At 60.2% G+C, this 23,963-nt stretch carries 16 protein-coding genes; 13 read left to right on the plus strand and 3 right to left on the minus strand.

Features of this window, described 5'->3' with window-relative positions:
* Nucleotides 1-30 precede the first annotated feature (30 nt).
* Nucleotides 31-4,764, plus strand: coding sequence for an RHS repeat domain-containing protein (locus PMI28_RS21755; RefSeq protein WP_007983980.1), 4,734 nt, complete (start codon nucleotides 31-33; stop codon nucleotides 4,762-4,764).
* Nucleotides 4,765-4,778: 14 nt separating this feature from the next.
* Here the strand turns inward: PMI28_RS21755 and queG are convergent, their stop codons facing one another.
* Nucleotides 4,779-5,849, minus strand: coding sequence for a tRNA epoxyqueuosine(34) reductase QueG (queG, locus tag PMI28_RS21750; protein WP_007983981.1), 1,071 nt, complete (start codon nucleotides 5,847-5,849; stop codon nucleotides 4,779-4,781).
* Between the two features lie 63 nt (nucleotides 5,850-5,912).
* Here queG and PMI28_RS21745 point away from each other — a divergent pair, with 63 nt between their 5' ends.
* The 12 genes from PMI28_RS21745 to PMI28_RS21690 all read left to right on the plus strand — a co-directional run bounded on the left by PMI28_RS21745 (nucleotide 5,913) and on the right by PMI28_RS21690 (nucleotide 20,906).
* Nucleotides 5,913-7,412, plus strand: a complete 1,500-nt coding sequence (locus PMI28_RS21745) for a bifunctional ADP-dependent NAD(P)H-hydrate dehydratase/NAD(P)H-hydrate epimerase (protein WP_007983983.1) — start codon at nucleotides 5,913-5,915, stop codon at nucleotides 7,410-7,412.
* Nucleotides 7,400-7,870 (plus strand): tRNA (adenosine(37)-N6)-threonylcarbamoyltransferase complex ATPase subunit type 1 TsaE, encoded by a 471-nt coding sequence (gene tsaE, locus PMI28_RS21740; protein WP_007983985.1) that lies wholly within the window; start codon nucleotides 7,400-7,402, stop codon nucleotides 7,868-7,870. The genes PMI28_RS21745 and tsaE overlap by 13 nt, the downstream gene beginning before the upstream one ends.
* Nucleotides 7,871-9,307, plus strand: coding sequence for an N-acetylmuramoyl-L-alanine amidase (locus tag PMI28_RS21735; protein ID WP_007983987.1), 1,437 nt, complete (start codon nucleotides 7,871-7,873; stop codon nucleotides 9,305-9,307).
* Nucleotides 9,304-11,214, plus strand: a complete 1,911-nt coding sequence (gene mutL, locus PMI28_RS21730) for a DNA mismatch repair endonuclease MutL (protein ID WP_007983989.1) — start codon at nucleotides 9,304-9,306, stop codon at nucleotides 11,212-11,214. Before PMI28_RS21735 ends, mutL begins: the two co-directional genes overlap by 4 nt.
* A complete protein-coding gene (gene miaA / locus PMI28_RS21725; protein ID WP_007983991.1) occupies nucleotides 11,214-12,185 on the plus strand; it encodes a tRNA (adenosine(37)-N6)-dimethylallyltransferase MiaA in 972 nt (323 codons plus the stop codon). The genes mutL and miaA overlap by 1 nt, the downstream gene beginning before the upstream one ends.
* A 93-nt stretch (nucleotides 12,186-12,278) precedes the next feature.
* A complete protein-coding gene (gene hfq / locus PMI28_RS21720) occupies nucleotides 12,279-12,539 on the plus strand; it encodes an RNA chaperone Hfq (protein ID WP_003221112.1) in 261 nt (86 codons plus the stop codon).
* A gap of 12 nt (nucleotides 12,540-12,551) precedes the next feature.
* Nucleotides 12,552-13,853: a ribosome rescue GTPase HflX gene (hflX, locus tag PMI28_RS21715; protein WP_007983993.1), complete on the plus strand. Its 1,302-nt coding sequence runs from the start codon at nucleotides 12,552-12,554 to the stop codon at nucleotides 13,851-13,853.
* Between the two features lie 96 nt (nucleotides 13,854-13,949).
* Entirely contained in the window at nucleotides 13,950-15,122 is a 1,173-nt protein-coding gene (hflK, locus tag PMI28_RS21710; RefSeq protein WP_007983994.1) for an FtsH protease activity modulator HflK, read from the plus strand.
* On the plus strand, nucleotides 15,122-15,991 hold the full coding sequence (hflC, locus tag PMI28_RS21705) for a protease modulator HflC (RefSeq protein WP_007983996.1): 870 nt from the start codon (nucleotides 15,122-15,124) through the stop codon (nucleotides 15,989-15,991). The genes hflK and hflC overlap by 1 nt, the downstream gene beginning before the upstream one ends.
* A 296-nt stretch (nucleotides 15,992-16,287) precedes the next feature.
* Nucleotides 16,288-17,475: an ATP phosphoribosyltransferase regulatory subunit gene (locus PMI28_RS21700; RefSeq protein ID WP_007983998.1), complete on the plus strand. Its 1,188-nt coding sequence runs from the start codon at nucleotides 16,288-16,290 to the stop codon at nucleotides 17,473-17,475.
* A gap of 54 nt (nucleotides 17,476-17,529) precedes the next feature.
* On the plus strand, nucleotides 17,530-18,822 hold the full coding sequence (locus PMI28_RS21695; RefSeq protein WP_007984000.1) for an adenylosuccinate synthase: 1,293 nt from the start codon (nucleotides 17,530-17,532) through the stop codon (nucleotides 18,820-18,822).
* A gap of 149 nt (nucleotides 18,823-18,971) precedes the next feature.
* Nucleotides 18,972-20,906: a methyl-accepting chemotaxis protein gene (locus tag PMI28_RS21690; RefSeq protein ID WP_007984002.1), complete on the plus strand. Its 1,935-nt coding sequence runs from the start codon at nucleotides 18,972-18,974 to the stop codon at nucleotides 20,904-20,906.
* A 121-nt stretch (nucleotides 20,907-21,027) separates the two neighbouring features.
* Here the strand turns inward: PMI28_RS21690 and PMI28_RS21685 are convergent, their stop codons facing one another.
* Nucleotides 21,028-22,593: an ABC transporter permease gene (locus tag PMI28_RS21685; RefSeq protein ID WP_007984004.1), complete on the minus strand. Its 1,566-nt coding sequence runs from the start codon at nucleotides 22,591-22,593 to the stop codon at nucleotides 21,028-21,030.
* The gene (locus tag PMI28_RS21680; RefSeq protein WP_007984007.1) at nucleotides 22,593-23,603 is read right to left on the minus strand and encodes an extracellular solute-binding protein; all 1,011 of its coding nucleotides are present in this window, start codon (nucleotides 23,601-23,603) and stop codon (nucleotides 22,593-22,595) included. Before PMI28_RS21680 ends, PMI28_RS21685 begins: the two co-directional genes overlap by 1 nt.
* Nucleotides 23,604-23,963: the final 360 nt, after the last annotated feature.

Consider the following 23,963-nt stretch of genomic DNA (forward strand, 5'->3'; position numbering starts at 1 on the left):
GTATTTATTAATTTGTAAGGCGAATCGCTGATGGCTTCTGAAAGTCTTGTCTATTCCAATGCATTTAACTTTAATGATTTTGTCAATGGTAGCGTCGACGCCCGCACGGGTATGTACACGTTCAGCGTGTCCCTGGGCGAAATCAAGTCCGGAGGGTTGAATGGGCCTTCCTTGCCTATTCAGTTGCAGTTCAATCCGCTTAATTCCACTGACACCGGTTTTGGCAAGGGTTGGCATTTGGCATTGACGCGCTATGACGTACTCAACAAGGTCCTGTCGTTGTCGAGCGGCGAACGATACAAGGCGTCAGAAACGGCTTCCGCTCTACTGTTTAGCGAATTGAAGCTCAATACACTCAAGGTTAGTAAGCCTGAGGCAGGGCGCTATGACATCGTCCATAAAAACGGAGTTCTTGAGGAGCTTCGGCTTCATGGATCAAGCAATATTGCGGTGCCGATTCGTATTGTTGCGGCAAACGGCACAAGTATTACCCTTGCCTATACCTCGATCAATGGATTGCCGGTACTGAGTGAAGTCCGGGATGCTCAGCGCGTTTTGCTGAGCATTACGCGAAATGCGAGCGTCAAACTGACGCTGTATCCCGGCACGGACTGTGAAGCAGCGTTCACATTGTCGCAATCCAGTGCTCAGGTAAAAGTCGGTATGCCCATTGGCGGCGAGTGGAAGTTGGGCTTGCAGCAGATTGGCGGCCTGAACTGCATCATCTCTGTCGAGTCTCCGCTGGGTGGAATGGAAACCATCCGCTATAAAACGGTGGGGCATCGTTTTCCACCCTTGGGTCCATTGCAATCGATGCCTTGTGTGAGCGCACACATCAGCAACCCCAGGTTCGATCAACCGTCGATTACCACGAACTACGACTTTTCCGATGCCAACTTTTTGGGTTTCGGTGCCGGTATCAACTGGTCCAACGACGGCGACAATCTGTACCGGGTCGCTGCCAACTATACCTACACATCCACCGAGCGCCTGATGCTAGGCGATCGAGTGCACAGCTTCACCGTCAGAACCTATAACAAGTTTCATCTGTTGCTGTCGCAAGTCACCACTTGCGGGGATGCATTAACGACACGATCGATCGAGTATCACCAGTTGCCAGGCGTGAATCTGGCCGGGCAACCGGAGCAATTTCGCATGCCTAAAGTCGAGACGGTCATCCATGAGAATCGCAGGACGGGAGTGAAGTCACCGCCGCAGGTTACCCGTACCGAGTACGACGAGTGGGGCAACTTGCTCAGGCAGACCGAGCCGAGCGGTGTGACGACAGTTTGCGAGTTCTACCCATCGACTGCGAGCGACGGCTGCCCGGCCGACCCTTTGGGTTTCGTGCGCTTCGAAAAGCAACGCACGGTTTCCCCGGCGACAGGGTTTGCCTCTGCCCCTACCTCACTCACTCGCTATCGTTATGACCTGCTGACCAAGGCGGACAGCGCCACTGTGCCGGGTATCGTGCCTGTTCAGGAGCAGTTTCTGGAGCTCAGTGGGCAAACCCAGACGCTGCGCGCTCAAACGGATCTGGATTACTTCAACGTCCCGAGCGATCCCTCACGTCATGGGCTCGTACGCAAGCAAACGGTTATTCGCGAGGGCAAGCCGACGCACTGCGAATTTGAATACCGTTTAAACGGGACGGTCCTTGAGTTGCAGACTACCCAGACGGGTTTCGATGGCGCTCGCAAGACGACGGCCCGAACGCTTTCTGCAATCAACGGCACGAAATTATCGGAGCGTAATGAAGACGAAGGGACTGTTATCTTCACACATGACCCGTTTGGCAGGCTGCTTCGCGAGACCGTGGCACCGGGCACGGCGTTTGAAGCCAGCCGAAGCTGGTCCTATCAATTGGCTTCCGGCAGCGTTACTCCGGCGTCGATGGTCAGCGTCGATGTCAACGGCGTGCAACAGCGAGTCACCTGTGACGGGCTGGGACGGACGATTCGTATCGATGAACAGGACAGCGACAGCCAGGCTGGCGGGCCGCTGCGGATGGTTTATTCCGCGCAATACAACGCCATAGGCCAACTTGTCGAAGAGATCGCGACCGACTGGCTGCAGGGTGTGCCTCTGGGGCAAAAAAAGAGCTTTGTCTTTGATGAATGGGGGCAACTGAAAACCACTCTCCACGCCGATGGTCGCGCTGAGCATCTTGAGTTCGACCCTGTGACCCTGCAGGAAGCGAGTTGGCAGCAAGGCATGGGCAAAACCGTCACGGTTTACCAGAAGTTCGGTAAGCCGCAGAGCGTAGAGACTTTCGACCTTCAAGGAAGGAGCCTGGGCAAGATCCTTCATGAGTACGACGGTTTGGGTCGTGGTGTTAGCCAGACGGATCCGGCAGGAAACAAAACACTCTACCAATACGATGTCTTCAATCGCCTGCGGCGCAGCGTACTGCCGGATGGTCACGCGGTGGAAACCGAGTATGCAGTGCATAGCCATGGGCAATTGCCGATAGAGGTAAAGGTTGCGGGGCGCAGTCTGGGCCAACAAACGTTTGATGGTCTCGGACGTTTGATCCAGAGCAAGGTCGGTGGGCGGGTGACGACGGCGGGGTTCGAGGCTGGCGTCAGCAAGCCGGTCTGGGAACAGACGCCGGGCGGTGACCGGGTCGAGTACCGATACGAACCTAACCTCGGTGGTCTGGTGACACAGCGCAAGGCAGGCGGACTTGTTGCCAGTTACTCCTATGATCACCGGCTCGGCCTGCCAACGATGTGTACCGAGCAAGGGCGCGAGACCCGTTTCGAGTACTACCCGTCCGGGCGGCTCAAGAGTGAGACCTCGACCCAGGGCGCCCGACAGGAAAAGGCTCTGTATACCTATTCCCTCGGCGGACGCCCCTTAACCTGCACCGATGTGTTTGGTAACCAGCACAAAACTGATTACGACCAACATGGGCGTCCGAAATCGTTTGAGCACAACTCGCTCAAAGCCGCATTCACTTACAACGCCCTTGGCCAATTGGCGATGGTCAACGCACAAGAGGCCAACGGTACGCGTTCGCTGCTCACCCGATTGGCCTATGACGATCTGGGACGCGAGGTGTCGCGTAGTTTTGAGGTCAGCGGTTCCGGCACGCAAACCTTGACCTCGAGCTACACACTGGCCAGCAAACTGGCGCAAAGAATGATGAAAAGCGGCAATGAGGTCCTGCGCGACGAGCGCTTCAGCTATGACCGGCGCGGTCGGCTGACTGAGTACACCTGCAGCGGTACGCAACGGCCGCGAGATCCGCATGGCAAAGAGATCATCAAGCAAATTTTCGTGCTTGATGCCATGGACAACATCGTCACGCTGGAAACCGAATTTCCCGGTGGTAAAAACCTGTGTTCCTACGAATACAGCGCCAGTGACCCTACTCAGTTGATCGGCATCCGGCACAGTCACAAGGATTATCCGGCACCCGTGGTGCTGCAGTACGACGCCAACGGGCAATTGATCAAGGACGAACAGGTCCGCATGCTGACTTACGACGCGTTGGGTCGCCTGACGCAAGTGGCCAGTGCCGTCGGCGCGGTGGTGCGCGGTTATCACTACGACGCCCAGGACCGATTGGTCGAAATGTCGCAACGGGTCGGTCCGGTCACCCGGCGTTACTACCGTGAAGGACGGGTGATCAATGAGGAGAATGGCCAGGACAAGAGCACCTGTTTGCACAATGTTGACGTGGTGTTGGGGCAGAGTCGGCAGGGGCAGAGCGCGGTCACCCGCTTGTTGGGCACGGACCAGCAACAGAGTGTGTTGACCGAAGTGATGGGCGCACAACGTCAGGACGTCGCCTACAGCCCCTATGGGCATCGGCCGGCAGAGGGCGGGCTGTTCAGCCTGCTCGGTTTCAGTGGCCAGCAACTTGATCCTTTGACCGGGCTGTATCTGTTGGGCAATGGTTACCGGGCCTACAGCCCGACGCTGATGCGCTTTCTCAGCCCGGACAGCATGAGTCCGTTTGGTGCGGGCGGGTTGAATCCTTACGCTTACTGCGGCGGGGACCCGATCAATCGGGTCGATCCCACCGGCCATTTCTGGAAAGCCCTGTTGGGGATTGCCCTGTCGATTGCCGGTTTTGCCCTGAGTGTCGTGACGATGGGTGCCGCCACGCCTCTGGCGGTGATCGGTCTGACACTGGCGGCGTCCTCTGCGACGCTGGGGGTCGCTGGCATCATCGTCAATGAAGTGGCGCCGGAGTCGGGGGTCGGAGGCATCCTGGGCTGGGCGAGCCTGGCCACTGGCGTGCTGTCGGCTGGAGCGGGTTTGGGAGCCCTCGGCAAAGGTGCCGTGCAATGGGGGAACAAGCTGGCCAATGCCTATAAGCCTGGGCTGAGCAGCAAAGGAGCGCAGGCGGCCGCCAAAGAAATGGCCAAGGGAATGGGCAAGGGGAGCTCGAAGGCAGGATCGTCGATAGTAAAAGGCAAAGGCGCCAAGGCTGCGGCGAAGGTTGCCAAGTCAGGTGGAAAGGCGGATGACGCACCCGTCAAGTGGAGCCTCAAGGAGCCCAAGGGTAAAAACATCAAGGCCGATTTGAGCGATAGCGCCATGGAACAGTACGACGTATTCAGAAAGGGGGTAGCTGACGAAGGTCTGTCTCCGGTGCAGGCATCCCAGAAAATGGGCGACCCCAAGTACACGCTACTGGAGAAAAAATTGAACCGGTTTGAAGTGCGTATAAGCGGCAAAGACAGGGTGACATTTTTGGTCGATGAAACCGATCACATTGTCGAAATACTGCAAGTAGGGGGGCATACCTGAGTTCTCCGGCTGCCTCAGGCCAGACGACTGGCGTGCTGCCTTAGCGCCCATTCAACGTGTTCGCGCACCAGCTCCGACGGATAATCCCGCCGCGCCTTCAACGCTTCCAGCACCGGAATCGTTGAAGGCGCATTCCCCAACCCCACCGCCAGATTGCGCAACCAGTTTTCATAACCCGTCCGGCGCAGCGGCGAGCCTTCAGTGCTGCTCAAGAACTTGTCTTCATCCCACATGAACAGTTCCGCCAGCCCGGCGTTGTCCAAGTTGTGGCGCGGCTTGAAATCGCTTTCGCCGGACGGACGGGCGAAACGGTTCCACGGGCAGACGATCTGGCAGTCATCGCAACCGAACACCCGGTTGCCGATCAAGGGGCGCAATTCTTCGGGAATGGCGCCCTTGAGTTCGATGGTCAGGTAGGAAATGCAGCGCCGGGCGTCCAGCACATAGGGGCCGACGAAGGCATTGGTCGGGCAAATGTCGAGGCAGGCGCTGCAACGGCCGCAATGTTCGGTGGCGTGGGGTGGATCGACCGGCAGCGGCAAGTCGACGAACAGCTCGGCGAGGAAGAAATAACTGCCGGCCTTGCGATTCAGGACCAGGGTGTTTTTGCCGATCCAGCCCAGGCCGGCCTGTTCGGCAATGGCTTTTTCCAGCACCGGCGCGCTGTCGACGAAAGCGCGGAAGCCAAACGGGCCGATCTCGGCCTGGATTTTTTCCGCCAGTTGCTGCACGCGTTTGCGGATCAACTTGTGGTAATCGCGACCCAGGGCGTAACGCGAGACGTAGGCTTTTTCCGGCTGGGCGAGCATTTTTGCCATTTGCGTGTCGCCCGACAGGTAATCCATGCGCAGGGACACCACACGTAATGTGCCAGGCACCAATTCTTCCGGGTGCGAGCGCTTGCTGCCGTGGGCGCCCATGTAGTCCATTTCGCCGTGATAACCGGCTTCGAGCCAGCGCTCCAGGTGCTGCTCATGCTCGGCCAGGTCGAGGCCGCTGATGCCGACTTGCTGAAAGCCCAGCTCGCGGCCCCAGTCCTTGATGGATTGGGCGAGGGCAGGCAGGTCTGTGGTAATAGCGGGCATGAGGCGAGAGAAACCGGAGCTGAGGTGCGTATAATTCTGCCAGACATCGGAGCCCGAAGACGCATGCCGCACACTAAAGATGAATTACCCGACGTGCTGTACAGCGCCGCGCAAGTGCGAGGGCTCGATGCGAGCCTGATTGCGGCCGGAACAAAAGGCTTCGAACTGATGCAGCGCGCGGCGCGGGCAACGTGGCGCGCGCTCGTCCGCCGATGGCCGACGGCGAGCGAACTGAGCGTGCTGGCCGGTCATGGCAACAATGCCGGGGACGGTTATCTGGTGGCGGCGCTGGCCCGGCGCGCCGGCTGGACGGTGCGGGTGCTGGCGGTGGGGGATCCGCAGCACTTGCAGGGCGACGCGGCGTTGGCCCATGCCGAGGCGCTGTCTGAAAAAGTGGACATCGAGACCTGGACTGCACAATCCGGATTGCGCGGCATCGTGCTGGATGCTTTGCTTGGCACCGGGCTGAGTGGCGATGTGCGTGAGCCGTATGCCAGCGCCATCGCCGCGATCAATGCCAGCGGGCTGCCGGTTGCGGCGGTGGATATCCCTTCAGGGCTGTGTGCCGATACCGGTCGTGTGCTTGGCTGCGCGGTGTGTGCCGACCTCACCGTGACGTTCATCGGGTTGAAGCTGGGGATGTTCACCGGCGATGCAGTGAATGTGGTCGGCGAGTTGGTGTTCAACGACTTGCACGCCGATCCGCAATTGCTTGCGGGCGCTGCAATCACGGCACTCCGCCTGACGGCCGGTAACCTGCCGCGTCCGGCGGCCCGGGCGCCGGCCTCCCATAAAGGCAGATTCGGCCATGTGCTGCTGATCGGCGGTGATCGTGGTTTCGGGGGGGCAATCCTGTTGAGCGCGCAAAGTGCGCTGCGCAGCGGCGCGGGCATGGTGTCTGTGGCGACTCGCAGCGAACATGTCCCGGCCGCTTTGGCCAGAGTGCCCGAGGCAATGGTGCTGGGTACTTCGTCAGCCAATCAGTTGATGGGATTGCTTCAAAAAGTTTCCGTATTGGTCGTCGGCCCCGGTTTGGGCCAGGCCGCTTGGGGGCGTAGTCTTTTGTCGGCCGCCGCCAACGCGCCGCTGCCGCAAGTCTGGGACGCGGATGCATTGAACCTGCTGGCCGAAGAGCAGGTGAGCCTGCCCGAGGGCTGCGTAATCACCCCGCATCCGGGGGAAGCTGCACGGTTGCTTGGCATGAGCACTGCCGAGGTTCAGGCAGACCGTCCGGCGGCGGCCCTGGCCTTGAGCAAAAAATATACAGCGGTCGTGGTCCTGAAAGGTGCCGGCAGCCTGATCGCCCATCCCGATGGGCGCCTGGCGCTGTGTCATCAAGGGCATCCGGCGATGGCTTCTGCCGGATTGGGCGATGTGCTGGCCGGTTTGGTCGGCGCGCTGCTGGCCCAGGGCATGGCGGCATTCGACGCGGCCTGCCTGGCAGTCTGGCTGCACGCCAATGCGGGTGAACAACTAGGTAAATTGGGCCGTGGGCTGGCGGCTAGTGATCTTATTCCAGCCATTCGTCAGTTGTTGGAGGAGCAAGCCCCGTGTCTGAAGTAACCCTGTACCTGGCCGATGAGCAGGCCATGAGCGACTTTGGCGCACGCATTGCCCGAATCACCCAAGGCCATGGCCTGATCTTCCTTGAGGGCAACCTGGGGATGGGCAAAACCACGTTGTCCCGAGGCATCATCCGCGGTCTGGGGCATGTCGGGGCGGTAAAAAGTCCGACCTTCACCCTGGTCGAGCCCTATGAGATCGGCGACATTCGCGCTTTCCATTTCGACCTGTATCGCCTGGTCGACCCGGAAGAGCTGGAATTCCTCGGTATCCGCGACTACTTCGAAGACGATGCCCTGTGCCTGATCGAGTGGCCCGAGAAAGGTGCAGGCTTTTTGCCAAAGCCCGACCTGACCATTACCATTAGCCCGCAAGACAGCGGACGTTCGCTGAAAATTTTATCCCAGGGTTCGCGCGGCGAGTCCTGGTGTGCCGCTTTGGCATTGGAATCCATATAGATGATGGGGTTAGGTATGCGCTTTCGCGCGTTGGTTGCTGCCGTAGGGGTGTTGTTTCTGGCGGTGACCGTCGACGCTGTGGCCGATACGAAGGTCAACAGTGTTCGTCTGTGGCGGGCACCGGACAACACGCGACTGGTGTTTGACCTGACCGGCCCGGTGCAACACAGCGTCTTTACCCTGACGGCACCGGATCGCCTGGTCATCGACATCAATGGCGCGACCCTCGGTGCGCCGCTCAACGTCAACACTTCGAACACCCCGATTACCGCCATGCGCTCGGCTCAACGCACGCCGACCGACCTGCGGGTGGTCATCGACCTGAAAAAGGCCGTGACGCCAAAAAGCTTCTCCCTGGCGCCGAATGCCCAGTACGGCAACCGGTTGGTGGTCGATCTGTTCGATAACGCCGCAGATGCCGCTCCACCTCCACCTCCAGCACCTGCACCCTCGGTCGCCACGGTGCCCGCCGTGCCGGTAACGCCTGCGGAGCCTGCAATCAAGCTGCCACCGGCCCCGGCCGGCAAGCGCGACATCGTTGTGGTGATCGACGCCGGACACGGTGGCGAAGACCCGGGTGCATCGGGTTCTCGCGGTCAACGCGAGAAAGACGTGGTGTTGCAGATCGCCCGCGAAACGCAGCGCCAGATCAGCGGCATGAAAGGCTTCCGCGCCGAACTGACCCGTACCGGCGACTACTTCATTCCATTGCGCGGTCGTACCGAAATTGCCCGCAAGAAAGGCGCCGACCTGTTCGTCTCGATCCACGCCGACGCCGCGCCTTCTGCTGCCGCTTTCGGTGCCTCGGTGTTTGCCCTGTCCGATCGCGGTGCAACGTCGGAGACGGCCCGCTGGCTGGCCGACAGCGAAAACCGTTCCGACCTGATCGGTGGTGCCGGCAACGTCAGCCTCGATGACAAGGACCGCATGCTCGCCGGCGTGCTGCTCGACCTGTCGATGACCGCATCCCTGACATCCAGCCTGAACGTTGGCCAGAAAGTGCTGAGCAACATTGGCCGGGTTACGCCACTGCACAAGCAGCGGGTCGAGCAGGCCGGGTTCATGGTGCTGAAGTCGCCGGATATTCCGTCGATCCTGGTCGAAACCGGGTTCATCTCCAACGCCAACGAAGCTTCGAAGCTCGCGGCATCGAACCACCAGCAGGCGTTGGCGCGTTCGATCAGCAGCGGTGTGCGCCAGTTCTTCCAGCAGAACCCGCCGCCGGGCACTTACATTGCCTGGCTGCGCGACTCCGGCAAGATTGTGCAGGGGCCACGTGACCATCGCGTCAACCCGGGCGAGACCCTGGCGATGATCGCCGTGCGTTACCAGGTATCGCCGGCCACCCTGCGCAGCGCCAACAACCTGTCGAGCGATGAGCTCAAGATCGGTCAGCACCTGACCATTCCGGGCACTGAACTGGCGGCCAAAGAATGAATCAGGTCGTGAACAACAGCGCTCGCATCGAGCTGCTCAGCCCACGGTTGGCGAACCAGATTGCCGCAGGTGAGGTGGTTGAACGCCCGGCGTCGGTGATCAAGGAACTGCTGGAAAACAGCCTCGACTCCGGTGCCAGACGCATCGATGTCGATGTGGAGCAGGGCGGCGTCAAGCTGCTGCGGGTGCGTGACGATGGCAGCGGCATTTCCGCCGATGACCTGCCGCTGGCCCTGGCCCGTCACGCCACCAGCAAAATCCGCAACCTGGAGGACCTCGAACAGGTCATGAGCCTGGGGTTTCGCGGTGAAGCCCTGGCATCGATCAGCTCTGTCGCGCGCCTGACCCTGACCTCGCGCACCCGTGACGCCGATCAGGCCTGGCAGGTCGAGACCGAGGGCCGGGACATGGCGCCCCGCGTGCAGCCTGCGGCCCACCCAGTGGGTACTTCGGTTGAAGTGCGCGACCTGTTCTTCAACACACCGGCGCGACGCAAGTTTCTCAAAAGCGAAAAAACCGAATTCGATCACCTGCAGGAAGTGATCAGGCGTCTGGCCCTGGCGCGCTTCGATGTGGCATTCCATCTGCGCCACAACGGCAAGACCATCCTCAGCCTGCACGAGGCCCACGACGATGCGGCCCGTGCCCGGCGCGTGGCGGCGATCTGTGGCCCGGGCTTCCTGGAGCAGGCATTGCCGATCGAAATCGAGCGCAATGGCCTGCATCTATGGGGCTGGGTTGGTTTGCCGACCTTCAACCGCAGCCAGGCGGATCTGCAGTATTTCTTCGTCAATGGCCGTGCGGTGCGCGACAAACTGGTGGCCCACGCAGTGCGCCAGGCCTATCGCGACGTGCTGTTCAACGGTCGGCACCCGACCTTCGTACTGTTTTTCGAGGTCGATCCGACCGGCGTCGACGTCAACGTGCACCCGACCAAGCACGAAGTGCGCTTCCGTGAAGGGCGCATGGTTCACGATTTCCTCTACGGCACCTTGCACCGTGCCTTGGGCGATGTGCGACCGGATGATCATCTGGCGGCGCCGGTTGCCACGGCCATCGTCCGGCCTACCGGCCTCGAAGCCGGTGAATTCGGACCCCAGGGCGAAATGCGCCTGGCCGCCAATGCGTTGCTGGAGCAGCCTCAGGCTCAGCCGTCGTTCAATCCGCCGGCAGGTTCGGGAGCTGGCGCGGGTTATCAGTATCAATACACTCCGCGTCCGCAGTCCGGTGTTCCAGTTGCCGAAGCGCAGGCCGCTTATCGCGAGTTTTTTGCGCCGCTGCCCGAGGCCAATGCCGTCGCGCTGCCGGCCGGACAGGACGACATCCCGCCGCTGGGTTATGCGTTGGCACAACTCAAGGGCATCTACATCCTTTCGGAAAACGCTCAAGGCCTGGTGCTGGTGGACATGCACGCTGCCCACGAACGGATCATGTACGAGCGTCTGAAAGTCGCCATGGCCAGCGAAGGCCTGAGCGGCCAGCCGTTGCTGGTGCCGGAGTCCCTGGCCGTCAGTCAGCGTGAAGCCGATTGCGCCGAGGAGCATGTTGCCTGGTTCCAGCGCCTGGGTTTTGAATTGCAGCGCCTGGGCCCGGAAACCCTGGCGATCCGGCAGATTCCGGCACTGCTCAAGCAGGCCGAGGCCAACCGGCTGGTCGCCGACGTCCTGGCCGACCTGATGGAATTCGGCACCAGTGACCGCATCCAGGCGCATCTGAACGAGTTGCTCGGGACCATGGCCTGTCACGGCGCGGTTCGTGCGAATCGGCGTTTGGCCCTGCCGGAAATGAACGCACTGCTGCGTGATATGGAAAACACCGAGCGCAGCGGTCAATGCAACCATGGCCGACCGACCTGGACCCAACTGGGGCTGGACGATCTGGACAAACTGTTCTTGCGCGGTCGTTGATGAGCCAGCTCCCACCTGCGATTTTCCTGATGGGCCCGACCGCCGCCGGCAAGACCGACCTGGCCATCGAACTCAGCAAAGTCTTGCCTTGCGAGCTGATCAGCGTCGATTCGGCGCTGGTCTACCGTGGCATGGACATCGGCACCGCCAAGCCTTCCAAAGAGCTGCTGGCGCAATATCCGCATCGTCTGATCGATATTCTCGATCCGGCCGAAAGCTATTCGGCTGCGGATTTCCGCCGTGACGCCCTGGAGGCCATGGCCGATATCACCGCACGCGGAAAAATACCGCTGCTGGTGGGCGGCACCATGCTCTATTACAAGGCTTTGGTTGAAGGTCTGGCCGATATGCCCGCGGCCGATCCCGATGTTCGCGCGCAAATCGAAGAAGAGGCTGCACGCCTTGGCTGGCAAGCTTTGCACGAGCAATTGGCAGTGATCGATCCGGAGTCTGCGGCGCGGATCCACCCGAACGATCCCCAGCGCCTCAGTCGAGCGCTGGAAGTTTATCGTGTCAGTGGTCAAAGCATGACTGCCCTGCGTTTGCAACAATCTGCGCAAAGTACTGAAGCAGCCGCTTCGGGACGGCAACAATTGCCCTATACTGTCGCGAACTTGGCCATTGCCCCGGCAAATCGCCAGGTACTGCACGAGCGAATTAAACAAAGATTCACTTTAATGTTGGAACAGGGATTCATTGACGAGGTCGTAGCCCTGCGTAAAAGAGGTGACCTGCATGTCGGGTTGCCGTCTATACGTGCAGTAGGATACCGCCAAGTCTGGGACTACCTGGATGGCAAGCTGACGTCAGCCGAGATGCAGGAGCGTGGAATCATTGCCACGCGCCAATTGGCGAAACGCCAGTTCACCTGGCTGCGCAGTTGGGCTGATCTGCATTGGCTGGACAGTCTGGATTGCGACAATCTGCCACGCGCCTTGAAATACCTGGGGACCATCTCCATATTGAGCTGAGTCCTTGCAATTGCCGTCTATCCTTGGGGGTGTGACGGCCCAAGCCATCTGTTTACCTATTTTTTATATTGAATCCTTAAAGGAGTGCGGCACATGTCAAAAGGGCATTCGCTACAAGACCCTTACTTGAATACTTTACGTAAAGAGAAAGTTGGGGTGTCCATCTACCTGGTCAACGGTATCAAACTGCAAGGCACGATCGAGTCTTTCGACCAGTTCGTCATCCTGCTGAAAAACACCGTTAGCCAGATGGTTTACAAACACGCTATCTCTACAGTAGTGCCGGTTCGTCCAATTCGTCTGCCTAGCGCAACCGAATCCGATGCAGGTGATGCTGAGCCAGGTAACGCCTGATAGGAGTCTCCTTTGTTCTTTGAGCGCCACGGTGGTGGTGAACGAGCCATTCTCGTTCACTTGGATGGTCAGGACCCTGAGGCGCGCGAAGATCCGCAGGAGTTTCAGGAGCTGGCAATTTCGGCTGGCGCCGAGACCGTCGCGTTTTTCAACGTGCCGCGTCATCGGCCAACCGCCAAAACCCTGATCAGCAGCGGCAAGGTCGAAGAGTTGCGCGACCTGGTCCAGGCCGAACAGGTCGATCTGGTGATTTTCAATCACATCCTCACGCCCAGTCAGGAACGTAACCTCGAACGCATTTTCGAGTGTCGCGTGATCGACCGCACGGGTTTGATTCTCGATATCTTCGCCCAACGCGCCCGCACCCATGAAGGCAAGCTCCAGGTCGAACTGGCCCAGCTTGAGCACATGAGTACGCGGCTGGTTCGCGGCTGGACTCACCTTGAACGGCAGAAAGGCGGTATCGGCCTGCGCGGTCCGGGTGAAACCCAGCTGGAAACCGACCGGCGCCTGTTGCGGGTTCGCCTGCGGCAGATCAAGGGACGCCTGGAAAAGGTCCGCAGCCAGCGTGAGCAATCGCGCCGTGGCCGTAAACGAGCGGACATTCCGACGGTTTCGCTGGTGGGTTATACCAACGCCGGCAAATCGACGCTGTTCAACTCGGTAACCGATTCCGAAGTCTTCGCGGCTGACCAGTTGTTCGCCACCCTCGACCCGACCTTGCGCCGGCTCGAACTCGATGACCTCGGTCCGATCGTGCTGGCTGACACCGTGGGTTTCATTCGCCACTTGCCGCACAAGCTGGTCGAGGCTTTTCGGGCTACGCTCGAAGAGTCGAGCAACTCCGACCTGCTGCTGCACGTGATCGACTCCCATGAACCCGAGCGTATGGCCCAGATTGAACAGGTCATGGTGGTACTCGGAGAGATCGGGGCTCAAGACTTGCCGATCCTGGAGGTCTATAACAAACTCGATTTGCTCGAGGGCGTGGAGCCGCAGATCCAGCGCGATGCCGATGGCAAACCGCAGCGGGTCTGGCTTTCGGCGAAAGATGGTACAGGCCTGGACCTGCTCAAGCAGGCTGTGGCCGAGCTGCTTGGCGATGAGTTGTTTGTCGGGACCTTGCGCTTGCCGAATCGATTTGCTCGACTGCGTGCGCAGTTTTTCGAACTCGGTGCAGTACAGAAAGAAGAACACGATGACGAAGGCATCAGTTTACTGGCCGTTCGTTTGCCACGAGCCGAATTGAATCGGCTGGTGAGCCGCGAAGGTTTGCAACCGATGGAATTCATCGAGCAACACACTTTGCAATAAAAGCCTGAGAAAGCGGTTGTGCCGTGGTGACAGGCATTCTGTAGCATTGGTCGGCGCGCCGTGGGTGCGTCTTTGCTTTATCAGATGGAGAGCGCTATGGCTTGGAATGAGCCGGGTGGCAACTCGAATAATCAGGATCCTTGGGGTGGCAAGCGTCGTAACAACGGCGACCGCAAGGGACCACCGGATCTCGACGAGGCCTTCCGAAAGCTGCAGGAAAGCCTGAACGGTTTGTTCGGTGGTGGTAAGAAACGTGGTGGTGACGACGGCGGTGGTCCGGGCAAGAGTGGCGGCTTTGGCGGCCTGCTCGGCATCGGCCTGGTCGTGCTGGCCGCCGTATGGCTGTACAGCGCGGTCTATGTCGTCGACGAGCAGGAGCAGGCCGTGGTGCTGCGCTTCGGCAAGTACTACGAAACCGTGGGTCCGGGCCTGAATATCTACTTCCCGCCGATCGACAAAAAGTACCTGGAAAACGTCACGCGTGAGCGTGCCTACACCAAGCAGGGCCAGATGCTGACTGAAGACGAGAACATCGTCGAAGTGCCGCTGACCGTGCAGTACAAGATCAGCAACCTGCAGGACTTCGTGCTGAGCGTCGACCAGCCGGAAATCAGCCTGCAGCACGCGACCGACAGCGCCTTGCGCCATGTGGTGGGTTCCACCGCAATGGACCAGGTGCTGACCGAAGGTCGTGAATTGATGGCCAGCGAAATCAAGGAGCGTCTGCAACGCTTCATGGACACTTACCGTACCGGTATCACCGTTACCCAGGTCAACGTTCAGAGCGCAGCGGCACCGCGTGAAGTCCAGGAAGCCTTCGATGACGTGATCCGTGCCCGGGAAGACGAGCAACGCTCGCGCAACCAGGCCGAAACCTATGCCAACGGCGTCGTGCCGGAAGCTCGTGGTCAGGCCCAGCGCATCCTTGAGGATGCCAATGGTTACCGTGACGAAACCGTCTCGCGCGCCAAGGGTGAGGCCGATCGCTTCACCAAGCTGGTCGCCGAGTACCGCAAGGCACCTGAAGTCACTCGCCAGCGTCTGTACCTGGACACCATGCAGGAAGTCTTCAGCAACACCAGCAAGGTTCTCGTGACCGGCAACAAGAACGGCCAGAACAACCTGTTGTACCTGCCGCTGGACAAAATGGTCGAAAGTGGTCGCAACACCAGCGTTCCGGTGACCGGCGCGGCAGCCAGCAGCAATGAAGCGAATGCGCGTGCGGCAGCAGACCTGCAGCAGCAAGCACGTACCAGGGAGAGTCGCTGATGAGCAATAAATCGCTGATCGCCCTTATTGTCGGTGTCGTCGTGGCGATCGCTGCCTGGAACTGTTTCTACATCGTGGCTCAGACCGAGCGTGCGGTGTTGCTGCAGTTCGGTCGCGTGGTTCAGGCCGATGTCCAGCCGGGTCTGCATGTGAAGGTGCCTTACGTTAACCAGGTGCGTAAATTCGACGCACGCCTGATGACGCTGGATGCACCGACGCAACGCTTCCTGACGCTGGAAAAGAAAGCCGTGATGGTCGATGCCTTCGCCAAGTGGCGCGTGAAGGACGCAGAGCGTTTCTACACCGCGACTTCCGGCCTCAAGCAGATCGCCGACGAGCGTCTGTCCCGTCGTCTGGAGTCGGGCCTGCGTGACCAGTTCGGTAAGCGCACCTTGCACGAAGTGGTCTCCGGTGAGCGCGATGCGCTGATGGCTGACATTACTTCTTCGCTGAACAAGATGGCTGAAAAGGAGCTGGGCATCGAAGTTGTCGATGTTCGGGTCAAGACCATCGACCTGCCGAAAGAAGTGAACCGCAGTGTGTTCGAGCGTATGAGCACCGAGCGTGAGCGTGAAGCTCGCGAGCACCGCGCCAAGGGTAACGAGCTGGCCGAAGGCATCCGTGCCGACGCCGATCGTCAACGCCGCGTGCTGCTGGCTGAAGCCTATCGTGAATCCGAAGAGGTTCGCGGTGACGGTGATGCCCAGGCCGCTGCGATCTACTCCAAGGCCTACGGTCAGGATCAGGAGTTCTACGCGTTCTATCGTAGCCTGCGCGCCTACCGTGAAAGCTTCGCGAACAAATCCGACGTCATGGTCCTCGACCCAAGCAGCGACTTCTTCCACTACCTGGAAAAAGTCAAGCCTTGATACGACGTTGACCTGAATCCTCCCGCCGGGCGGCTAAAACCTCTGGCGGGGTGATCCTTTGGGAAAACGTGTGTATGATGCGGCAGCCGGGAAATTCCCGGCTTTTTTGCGTCTGCACGTTTGATTGCTGTTTTTAAGCAGATGCCGGGCCGATTGGCTCGACAGTTTTTCGAGGAAAGTGGTTAGCGAAGCCGGTAAGAGGCTTTTCGCTTCGTTGCTCATGCGCGAAGCAATCATTTTCTGCTTCACTCAAGGCTCGGCCGAGGGCTGGCCGCCCGGATAAAGGGGAAGGCGTAATGGCAACGGTAGACCGCTGGCTTCTGCCAGATGGCATCGAAGAAGTACTGCCACCTGAAGCGGCGCGTATTGAAGTCGCGCGTCGTCAGGTGTTGGATCTGTTCCAGAGCTGGGGTTACGAGTTTGTCGTGACTCCCCATATCGAGTACCTGGAATCCCTGCTGACCGGCGCAGGCCAGGACCTGGATTTACGCACCTTCAAGGTCATCGACCCGCAATCGGGCCGGCAGATGGGTTTCCGTGCCGACATCACGCCGCAAGTGGCGCGCATCGATGCGCATACTCTGCGTCGCGAAGGTCCGAGCCGTCTGTGCTATGCCGGTAGCGTGCTGCATGCTCAGCCTCGCGCCTTGTCGTCCTCGCGCAGCCCGATCCAGTTGGGTGCCGAGTTGTACGGCGATGGCAGCCCGAGCAGCGACGTCGAAGTCATCAGCCTGATGCTGGCCATGCTGCAACTGGCCGATGTGCCGGATGTGCACATGGACCTCGGTCATGTCGGCATCTACCGTGGCCTGGCCCGCGCCGCCGGTTTGTCCGGTGAGGTCGAGCAGCAGTTGTTCGACGCATTGCAACGCAAGGCCATCGATGAGGTCATTACCTTGACCGAGGGCTTGCCTGCCGATCTGTCGGGCATGCTGCGCGCGTTGGTCGATCTGTGTGGCGGCCGTGAAGTGCTGGCTGCGGCCCGCGAGCGTCTGGCCAAGGCGCCGGCACAGGTGACGGCGGCGCTGGATGACTTGCTGGCAATTGCCGAGCGGCTGTCCGTGCGTTTCCCTGAGCTGCCGTTGTATTTCGACCTGGGCGAGCTGCGCGGTTACCACTACCACACGGGTGTGGTGTTCGCCGTGTTCGTGCCGGGTGTTGGCCAGTCGATTGCCCAGGGCGGTCGTTACGACGATATCGGCGCCGACTTCGGTCGCGCCCGTCCGGCTACCGGCTTCTCCACCGATTTGAAAACCCTGGTGACCCTGGGGCGTGCTGAGATCGAGCTACCGTCTGGCGGTATCTGGATGCCTGACAGTACGGATGCGGCACTCTGGCAGCAGGTTTGCCAGTTGCGCAGTGAGGGTCAGCGTGTCGTTCAGGCCTTGCCTGGACAACCTTTGGCCGCCGCCCGTGAAGCGGACTGCGACCGGCAATTGATTCAGCAGAACGGGCTTTGGCAAGTATCGCCACTGGCTTCTTGAGTTTTCCCGCCGGCTGCAGCCGGCACCAAGTTTGCGCGAATGAGGACAAGTGTTATGGGTAAGAATGTCGTAGTCCTGGGCACCCAGTGGGGTGATGAGGGCAAAGGCAAGATCGTTGATCTGCTGACCGAACATGCTGCCGCCGTAGTGCGTTACCAAGGTGGCCACAACGCTGGTCACACCCTGGTGATCGACGGTGAGAAGACCGTCTTGCACCTGATTCCGTCGGGCGTGCTGCGCGAAGGCGTGCAGTGCCTGATCGGCAACGGCGTGGTGGTTGCACCTGACGCCCTGATGCGGGAAATCGTCAAGCTGGAAGAGAAAGGCGTACCGGTGCGCGAGCGCCTGCGTATCAGCCCTTCCTGCCCGCTGATCCTGTCCTACCACGTAGCGCTGGACCAGGCCCGTGAAAAGGCCCGTGGCGAGCTGAAGATCGGCACCACCGGTCGCGGCATCGGCCCGGCATACGAGGACAAGGTTGCACGTCGTGGCCTGCGCATCGGCGACCTGTTCCACCGCGAGCGTTTCGCCGCCAAGCTGGGCGAGTTGCTGGATTACCACAACTTCGTACTGGTCAATTACTACAAAGAGCCAGCCATCGACTTCCAGAAGACTCTGGACGAGTGCATGGAATACGCCGAACTGCTCAAGCCGATGATGCTGGACGTCACCGCCGAGCTGCATAACCTGCGTCGCGCCGGCAAAGACATCATGTTCGAAGGCGCCCAGGGCTCCCTGCTGGACATCGACCACGGTACCTACCCGTACGTCACCAGCTCCAACACCACCGCTGGCGGTATCGCGACCGGTTCGGGTGTTGGCCCGATGTTCCTGGATTACATCCTCGGCATCACCAAGGCCTACACCACCCGTGTGGGTTCGGGTCCGTTCCCGACTGAGCTGTTCGACGATGTAGGTGCGTTCCTGGCCAAGCGTGGCCACGAGTTCGGTGCGACCACCGGCCGTGCCCGTCGTTGTGGCTGGTTCGATGCCGTCATCCTGCGTCGCGCTATCGACGTCAACAGCATCTCGGGCCTGTGCCTGACCAAGCTGGACGTACTGGACGGCCTGGAAACCATCAACATCTGCGTTGGCTACAAAAACGCTGACGGTGCAGTGATCGACGCACCGACCGACGCCGACAGCTACATCGGCCTGGAGCCGGTGTACGAAGAAATGCCGGGCTGGAGCGAGTCGACCCTGGGCGCCAAGACCCTGGAAGAACTGCCGCAGGCTGCGCGTAACTACATCAAGCGTGTCGAAGAGCTGGTCGGCGCGCCGATCGACATTATTTCGACGGGCCCGGATCGCAACGAAACCATCGTTCTGCGTCATCCGTTTGCTTGATAAGTCGTTGATGTAAAACACAAAGGCTCCTTAATCGGGGCCTTTGTCGTTTATGTCTGCTGGACGGCATGACCTTTGCTGTGAACATTAAAAAAGCATTGCTTCCGGCGTGCTATCAATTTAATGGCGCCAAAGCAGAGGGATTTCAGATGTCGGCCGTTCTCTCATTGTTACAAAGCCGTTTGTTGCGGCCCGTGTTCGTTACCCTTGGTATCGCCCTTTTGGTGCAGGTGCTGGTGGCTGTTGCTCTGACCCGGAGCACGGTGACCGCGCTGGAAGCCGATCTGGGTATGCGTCTGGGCGCGGACAGTCAAAAGCTTTCCGCTGAGCTTGAACGGGCAGGGCGTGAAGTCACGTCCAGCCTGGACAACCTCTCTACCAGCACGCGTCAGCGCCTCACGGCCGGTTTGTCCTCGCGATTGAAGGAAGAGCAGGCGCAATTGCGTTCGACCCTGGAAAAGGACCTGAAGGACTCCGCCAGCGACATGGCGCAGCTTCTGGCTTCGGTCGCACCCCGTGCCATGTGGGACAACGACGTTCCGACACTTTCCGAGTTCGCCCGCCGGGCCCAGCGCAATCCCAATGTACTGTTCGTGGTGTATGACGACGCTACCGGCCAGCACCTGACGCGCTACCTCAACCGGGAAAACCCGATCAACAAGGCATTGCTGGAAAAAGGCCAGGGCGAGCGGGCACTCGACAAGGTACTGGATGCAGCGAAGAACGATCCTTCGGTGTTCTACGTCGAGGCCTCGATCAACCCCAATGGCGTGGAAATCGGCAAGGTCCTGATGGGGGTCTCGACCGCGTCGGTGGAGACCGATCTCGCGGCCCTGGACAAGCGCTTCTCGGCCTTGATCGCCAGCAGCGATCAACTGGTGGGCGACAGCCTGAAAGGCGCGGCGGCTGACAGCGCGGCGGCCATGCGCTCGCGCCTGCAGTCAGCGCAGTCCACGGCGGCGGAAATGAAAGCCAACACCACCGGCACCGTACAGGAAGCGGCTACGACATTGCGCTGGCGCATCGGTGTGTGTCTGGCGGTGGTGGGTTTCGGTGTCCTGCTGCTGTTGGCGGTGGTGCTCGGTCGCCGGGTGGTCAATCGCCTGAAAATGCTGATCGTCGCCATGGATGACCTGGCGGCGGGCGAGGGCGATCTGACCAAGCGTGTGCAGATCAACAGCAAGGATGAAATCGGCGACATGGCCTCGGCGGTCAATCGCTTTGTGGATAAGTTGCAGCCGATCGTGCGCGAGGCGGGCGATGTAGCCCAGCGTACCGGTGTGGAAATTGGCGCCATGACCTTGCGCAACGCTGGCGCTGATGCGGCGGCGGGCATGCAGCGCGACGAGGTGGCGGAGAGTTTGCGTGCGCTGTCGCAAATGGCGGATGAGGCGCAGTCGGAAAGCCATGCCATGCAGGCGGCGCTGAAGCAGGTTGTGGACATTCGTCAGGCGACCGATGAAAACACCCGGACTTCGGCGAAAGTCGGCAGCCTGATCGAGGAGCTGGCGGGCCAGGTCAACACTGGTGCGCAAGTGATCGAGCGCCTGGCACAGCAAAGTGAGCAGATTGAGGTGGTGCTGACGGTGATTCATGGGATCGCCGAGCAGACCAACCTGCTGGCGCTGAACGCGGCTATCGAAGCGGCACGTGCCGGCGAGACCGGGCGTGGGTTTGCGGTGGTGGCCGATGAGGTGCGGGCGCTGGCGAGCAAGACGCAGAGCTCCACCGGCGATATTCAGGCGCATATCGTGGCGTTGCAGCAAGGTGCGCGTGAGGCGGTGGCGGCGATTGGTCAGGCCGGGCGCCAGGCCAGTGAGGGTTTGCTGGTGCTGCGTGACAGTGCGCGGTTGCAGCAGTCGGTGCAGGCATCCGTCGAGCAGGTACATGCGGCAATCGGTCTGGCCACCCAGGCCGCGGCGCATCAGGCTCAGGGCGCGCAGGCGGTGCGGGGCCGGGTCCAGACCATTCATGCCCAGGCCGAGAGGGCGGCGCAAGCTGTAGTGGAGACCACGGCCAGTGGCAAGGTGCTGGACAGTCTTGCGGCGCAGTTGAAGGCGAGCCTGGGGCAGTTCCGGGCTTGACGGGTTGCCTGGCCTGGCCCCTTCGCGAGCAAGCCCGCTCCCACATTTCATCTCTGCTGTTCACAAATAGTGAGTTCACAGCAGATCTGGTGTGGGAGCGGGCTTGCTCGCGAATACGGTCTCAACGGCTCAGATACATCCGGGTCGTAAGCAGATAGACCGGCAACCCCGACACCAATATCAACAACGCCGCATAAGGCGCTGCCGCCGCAAATTCAACATTCGCGGTATGCGCCCAGACTTCCGTTGCCAGGGTGTTCAACCCGGTGGGGCTCAACAGCAAGGTTGCCGTCAGTTCCTTCATCGCATCCAGGAATACCAGCGCAAAAGCCGCGCCCAGTGCCGGAAAAATTATCGGCAGTGTCACTCGGCAGAAAGCGCTGAATGATGATGCGCCCAGTGTACGAGCCGCTTCCTCGAGTTGCGGCGCTGCCTTGTTCAGGGCGGTGCGGATCGGCGCCTGGGCCAATGGCAGAAACAGCAGGGCATAGGCGATCAGCAACAACGCGGACGTCTGGTAAAGCATCGGCACGTAGTGCAGGGCGAAATACACCAGGGTCAGGGCAATGACCAGTCCCGGCAGGGCGTGCAGCAGATACGGCAAACGCTCGGCCCAGATCGCCAGTTGACCTTTGTAGCGTACGACCAGCAGTCCGACCGGCACCGCCAGGACCAGGCACAGCGCCGCGCCACCCAGCGACAGTGCGAGGGATGACAGCAGTGCCTCGCCGATTGCCACCACAGGGAAGGCGGCCGATGATCCCACCGCCAGCCAGTAGGCCAGCATACCGAGCGGAATCCCGCTGCCAATGATTGCCAGAAGCAGGCAATAAAGCTGTCCCGCCACTGCCCACGGTCCCAGTTGAACTTGCTCGGCATTGCGCGCCGCGCCTTGGCCAGTGCGCACATGTCGGCCTTTGCCGCGTACGCGCAACTCCAGCCACAGCAACATCAGGCACAGCGCCAGCAGTACTGCTGAAAGCATGGCTGCGTTGGCGTTACTGAACTCCAGCTCGAACTGCTGATAAATCGCCGTGGTGAAGGTTTGCAGACCGATAATCGACAAGGCGCCGAACTCCACCAGCATGTGCAGCGCAATCAGCAATGAACCCGCCAGTAGCGAAGGCCAGAGCAGTGGCAGGGTGACGCGGAAAAACACGCCCCAGCGATTCTGCCCCAGCGTGCGGGCCGACTCTTCCAGGGACGGGTCGAGATTGCGCAAGGTCGCCGCCACGGGCAGAAAAATCAGCGGGTATTTGGACAGGCTCATCACCAGGATCGCCCCGCCGAGTCCTTCAAAGTGGGCGCTCAGCGAAACCCAGGTGAAGCTGCTGACAAACGCGGGCACGGCGAACGGCAGGCACAGAATCACCCCCCATAACCGCCGTCCGGAAAGATTGCTGCGTTCCAGTAGCCATGCCAGGGACAAGCCGATCACGCCGCAGGTGACGGTTACGCCGAGCATCAGCGCGAGGGTGTTGCGCAGCAGGCCGAATACGTAGGGCCGCCACAGCAGGTGCAAGGCTTCGGCCCAGCCTGCTTGCCAAGCTTTGAGTCCGACATAGGCCAGCGGCAGGAAGCTGAGTACGACCAGCAGCAATACCGGCAACACCAACCCGATCGGCGGACGCTTGCGGCGGGACGAGTTGTTGCTGCGCAGGCGGGTGGCAGATAGCGATGCGCTCATCAGTTCAGGCCAACGTCACGTTCCAGATCCAGGGCTTCTTCGGCATTGCCCAGGTCGGCTGGCGTGACTTTCGGTGCTTGCAGTTCGCTGAATGGCTTGAGTCCGCGATCAGATTCCATGTCTTTGTGCAGAGGGTATTCGGCGGTGGTCTGGGTGATCACGCGCTGGCCTTCCTCGCTGGCCATATAGGCGAGCAATTGCTGGGCTTCTTTGGGGTGTTTGCTGGATTTGAGTACCGCTGCGCTGGACACGGTGATGAGTCCGCCGACATCGCCGCCGGTGAAGTAATGCAGTTTCGAATCGAGCTGACCTTTTTCACGCTGCAGGGCGAACCAGTAGTAGTTGTTGACCAGTACGGTGGCGACTTCGCCATTTTCCACTGCTTTCAATGCAACCATGTTGTTGCTGTAGGTCTTGCCGAATGCACGTAGCCCGGTCAGCCATTCTTCGGCGGCGTCCATACCGTGCACTTTGATGATCGCGACGGCTTGTTCCTGGAAGGCGCCGCTGGTGGGTACGAAACCGACTTTGCCCTGCCATTTTGGGTTGGAGAACTCCATCACCGAGGTCGGCAAGTCTTTTTCATCGATCAGCTTGGGGTTGAAGGCGACGACGCGCACCCTGGCAGTCACGCCAATCCAGGTGCCATTGGCGGCGACGTACTCCTTGGGCAGGACGGCCAGCGTTGCGTCATCCGTCTTGGCCAGCAGGCCTTGTTCGCCGAGTTTGTTCAGTGGCGGCGATTCTTCGGTGTAGATCACGTCGGCGGGGGAGCGATCGCCTTCTTCGACGACCTGGCTGGCGAGCTGGTTGCTGCTGCCTTTGCGCACATTGACGTGGATGCCTGTCTTGGCTTCGAAGGCTTTGGCGACCGCGTCGCCGACTTCTTTGTGCTGGCCGTTGTAGAGGGTCAGGGCAGCCGGATCGGCGGCTTGGGTGAGGGGGGAGGCGAGTGTCAGGCCGAGCAGGGTGATCGTCAGGCCGCGGCGCAGGGTATTTCGATACATCATTCGCAGGGTTCCTCACTGTCGCATTGCAAAAACTTGCAACAATGATAAACGATATTCTTTCTCAAATGCGCCTTGCGAGGCTGGCAGGGGTTTGCTAGAGCGTCCGACGTCATCGCTTGTAGCAGCTGGCGAAGCCTGCGTTCGGCTGCGCAGCAGTCGCTAATCCTGAGTACCAGGTCATCCTGACACACCGCATCGCCTGATTTTACGACTGCTGCGCAGCCGAACGCAGGCTTCGCCAGCTGCTACAGGGAATGTGTTGATTTTTTGAAAGCCGGAAACGCAAAAACCCGCTTTCGCGGGTTTCTGTGAAACTCAAGGCCGTAACCTTGAATTTGAATTGGTGCCCAGAAGAAGACT

It is taken from the genome of Pseudomonas sp. GM48, from assembly GCF_000282335.1.
Lineage (GTDB): Bacteria > Pseudomonadota > Gammaproteobacteria > Pseudomonadales > Pseudomonadaceae > Aquipseudomonas.

What these genes read in the sequence shown, in the direction of transcription:
- PMI28_RS21690 (WP_007984002.1), top strand. Translation starts at nt 18,972, where the DNA reads ATGTCGGCCGTTCTCTCATTGTTACAAAGCCGTTTGTTGCGGCCCGTG.
- hfq (WP_003221112.1), top strand. Translation starts at nt 12,279, where the DNA reads ATGTCAAAAGGGCATTCGCTACAAGACCCTTACTTGAATACTTTACGT.
- hflC (WP_007983996.1), top strand. Translation starts at nt 15,122, where the DNA reads ATGAGCAATAAATCGCTGATCGCCCTTATTGTCGGTGTCGTCGTGGCG.
- miaA (WP_007983991.1), top strand. Translation starts at nt 11,214, where the DNA reads ATGAGCCAGCTCCCACCTGCGATTTTCCTGATGGGCCCGACCGCCGCC.
- mutL (WP_007983989.1), top strand. Translation starts at nt 9,304, where the DNA reads ATGAATCAGGTCGTGAACAACAGCGCTCGCATCGAGCTGCTCAGCCCA.
- hflK (WP_007983994.1), top strand. Translation starts at nt 13,950, where the DNA reads ATGGCTTGGAATGAGCCGGGTGGCAACTCGAATAATCAGGATCCTTGG.
- PMI28_RS21685 (WP_007984004.1), bottom strand. Translation starts at nt 22,593, where the DNA reads ATGAGCGCATCGCTATCTGCCACCCGCCTGCGCAGCAACAACTCGTCC.
- PMI28_RS21700 (WP_007983998.1), top strand. Translation starts at nt 16,288, where the DNA reads ATGGCAACGGTAGACCGCTGGCTTCTGCCAGATGGCATCGAAGAAGTA.
- PMI28_RS21680 (WP_007984007.1), bottom strand. Translation starts at nt 23,603, where the DNA reads ATGATGTATCGAAATACCCTGCGCCGCGGCCTGACGATCACCCTGCTC.
- PMI28_RS21745 (WP_007983983.1), top strand. Translation starts at nt 5,913, where the DNA reads ATGCCGCACACTAAAGATGAATTACCCGACGTGCTGTACAGCGCCGCG.
- queG (WP_007983981.1), bottom strand. Translation starts at nt 5,849, where the DNA reads ATGCCCGCTATTACCACAGACCTGCCTGCCCTCGCCCAATCCATCAAG.
- PMI28_RS21695 (WP_007984000.1), top strand. Translation starts at nt 17,530, where the DNA reads ATGGGTAAGAATGTCGTAGTCCTGGGCACCCAGTGGGGTGATGAGGGC.
- PMI28_RS21755 (WP_007983980.1), top strand. Translation starts at nt 31, where the DNA reads ATGGCTTCTGAAAGTCTTGTCTATTCCAATGCATTTAACTTTAATGAT.
- PMI28_RS21735 (WP_007983987.1), top strand. Translation starts at nt 7,871, where the DNA reads ATGATGGGGTTAGGTATGCGCTTTCGCGCGTTGGTTGCTGCCGTAGGG.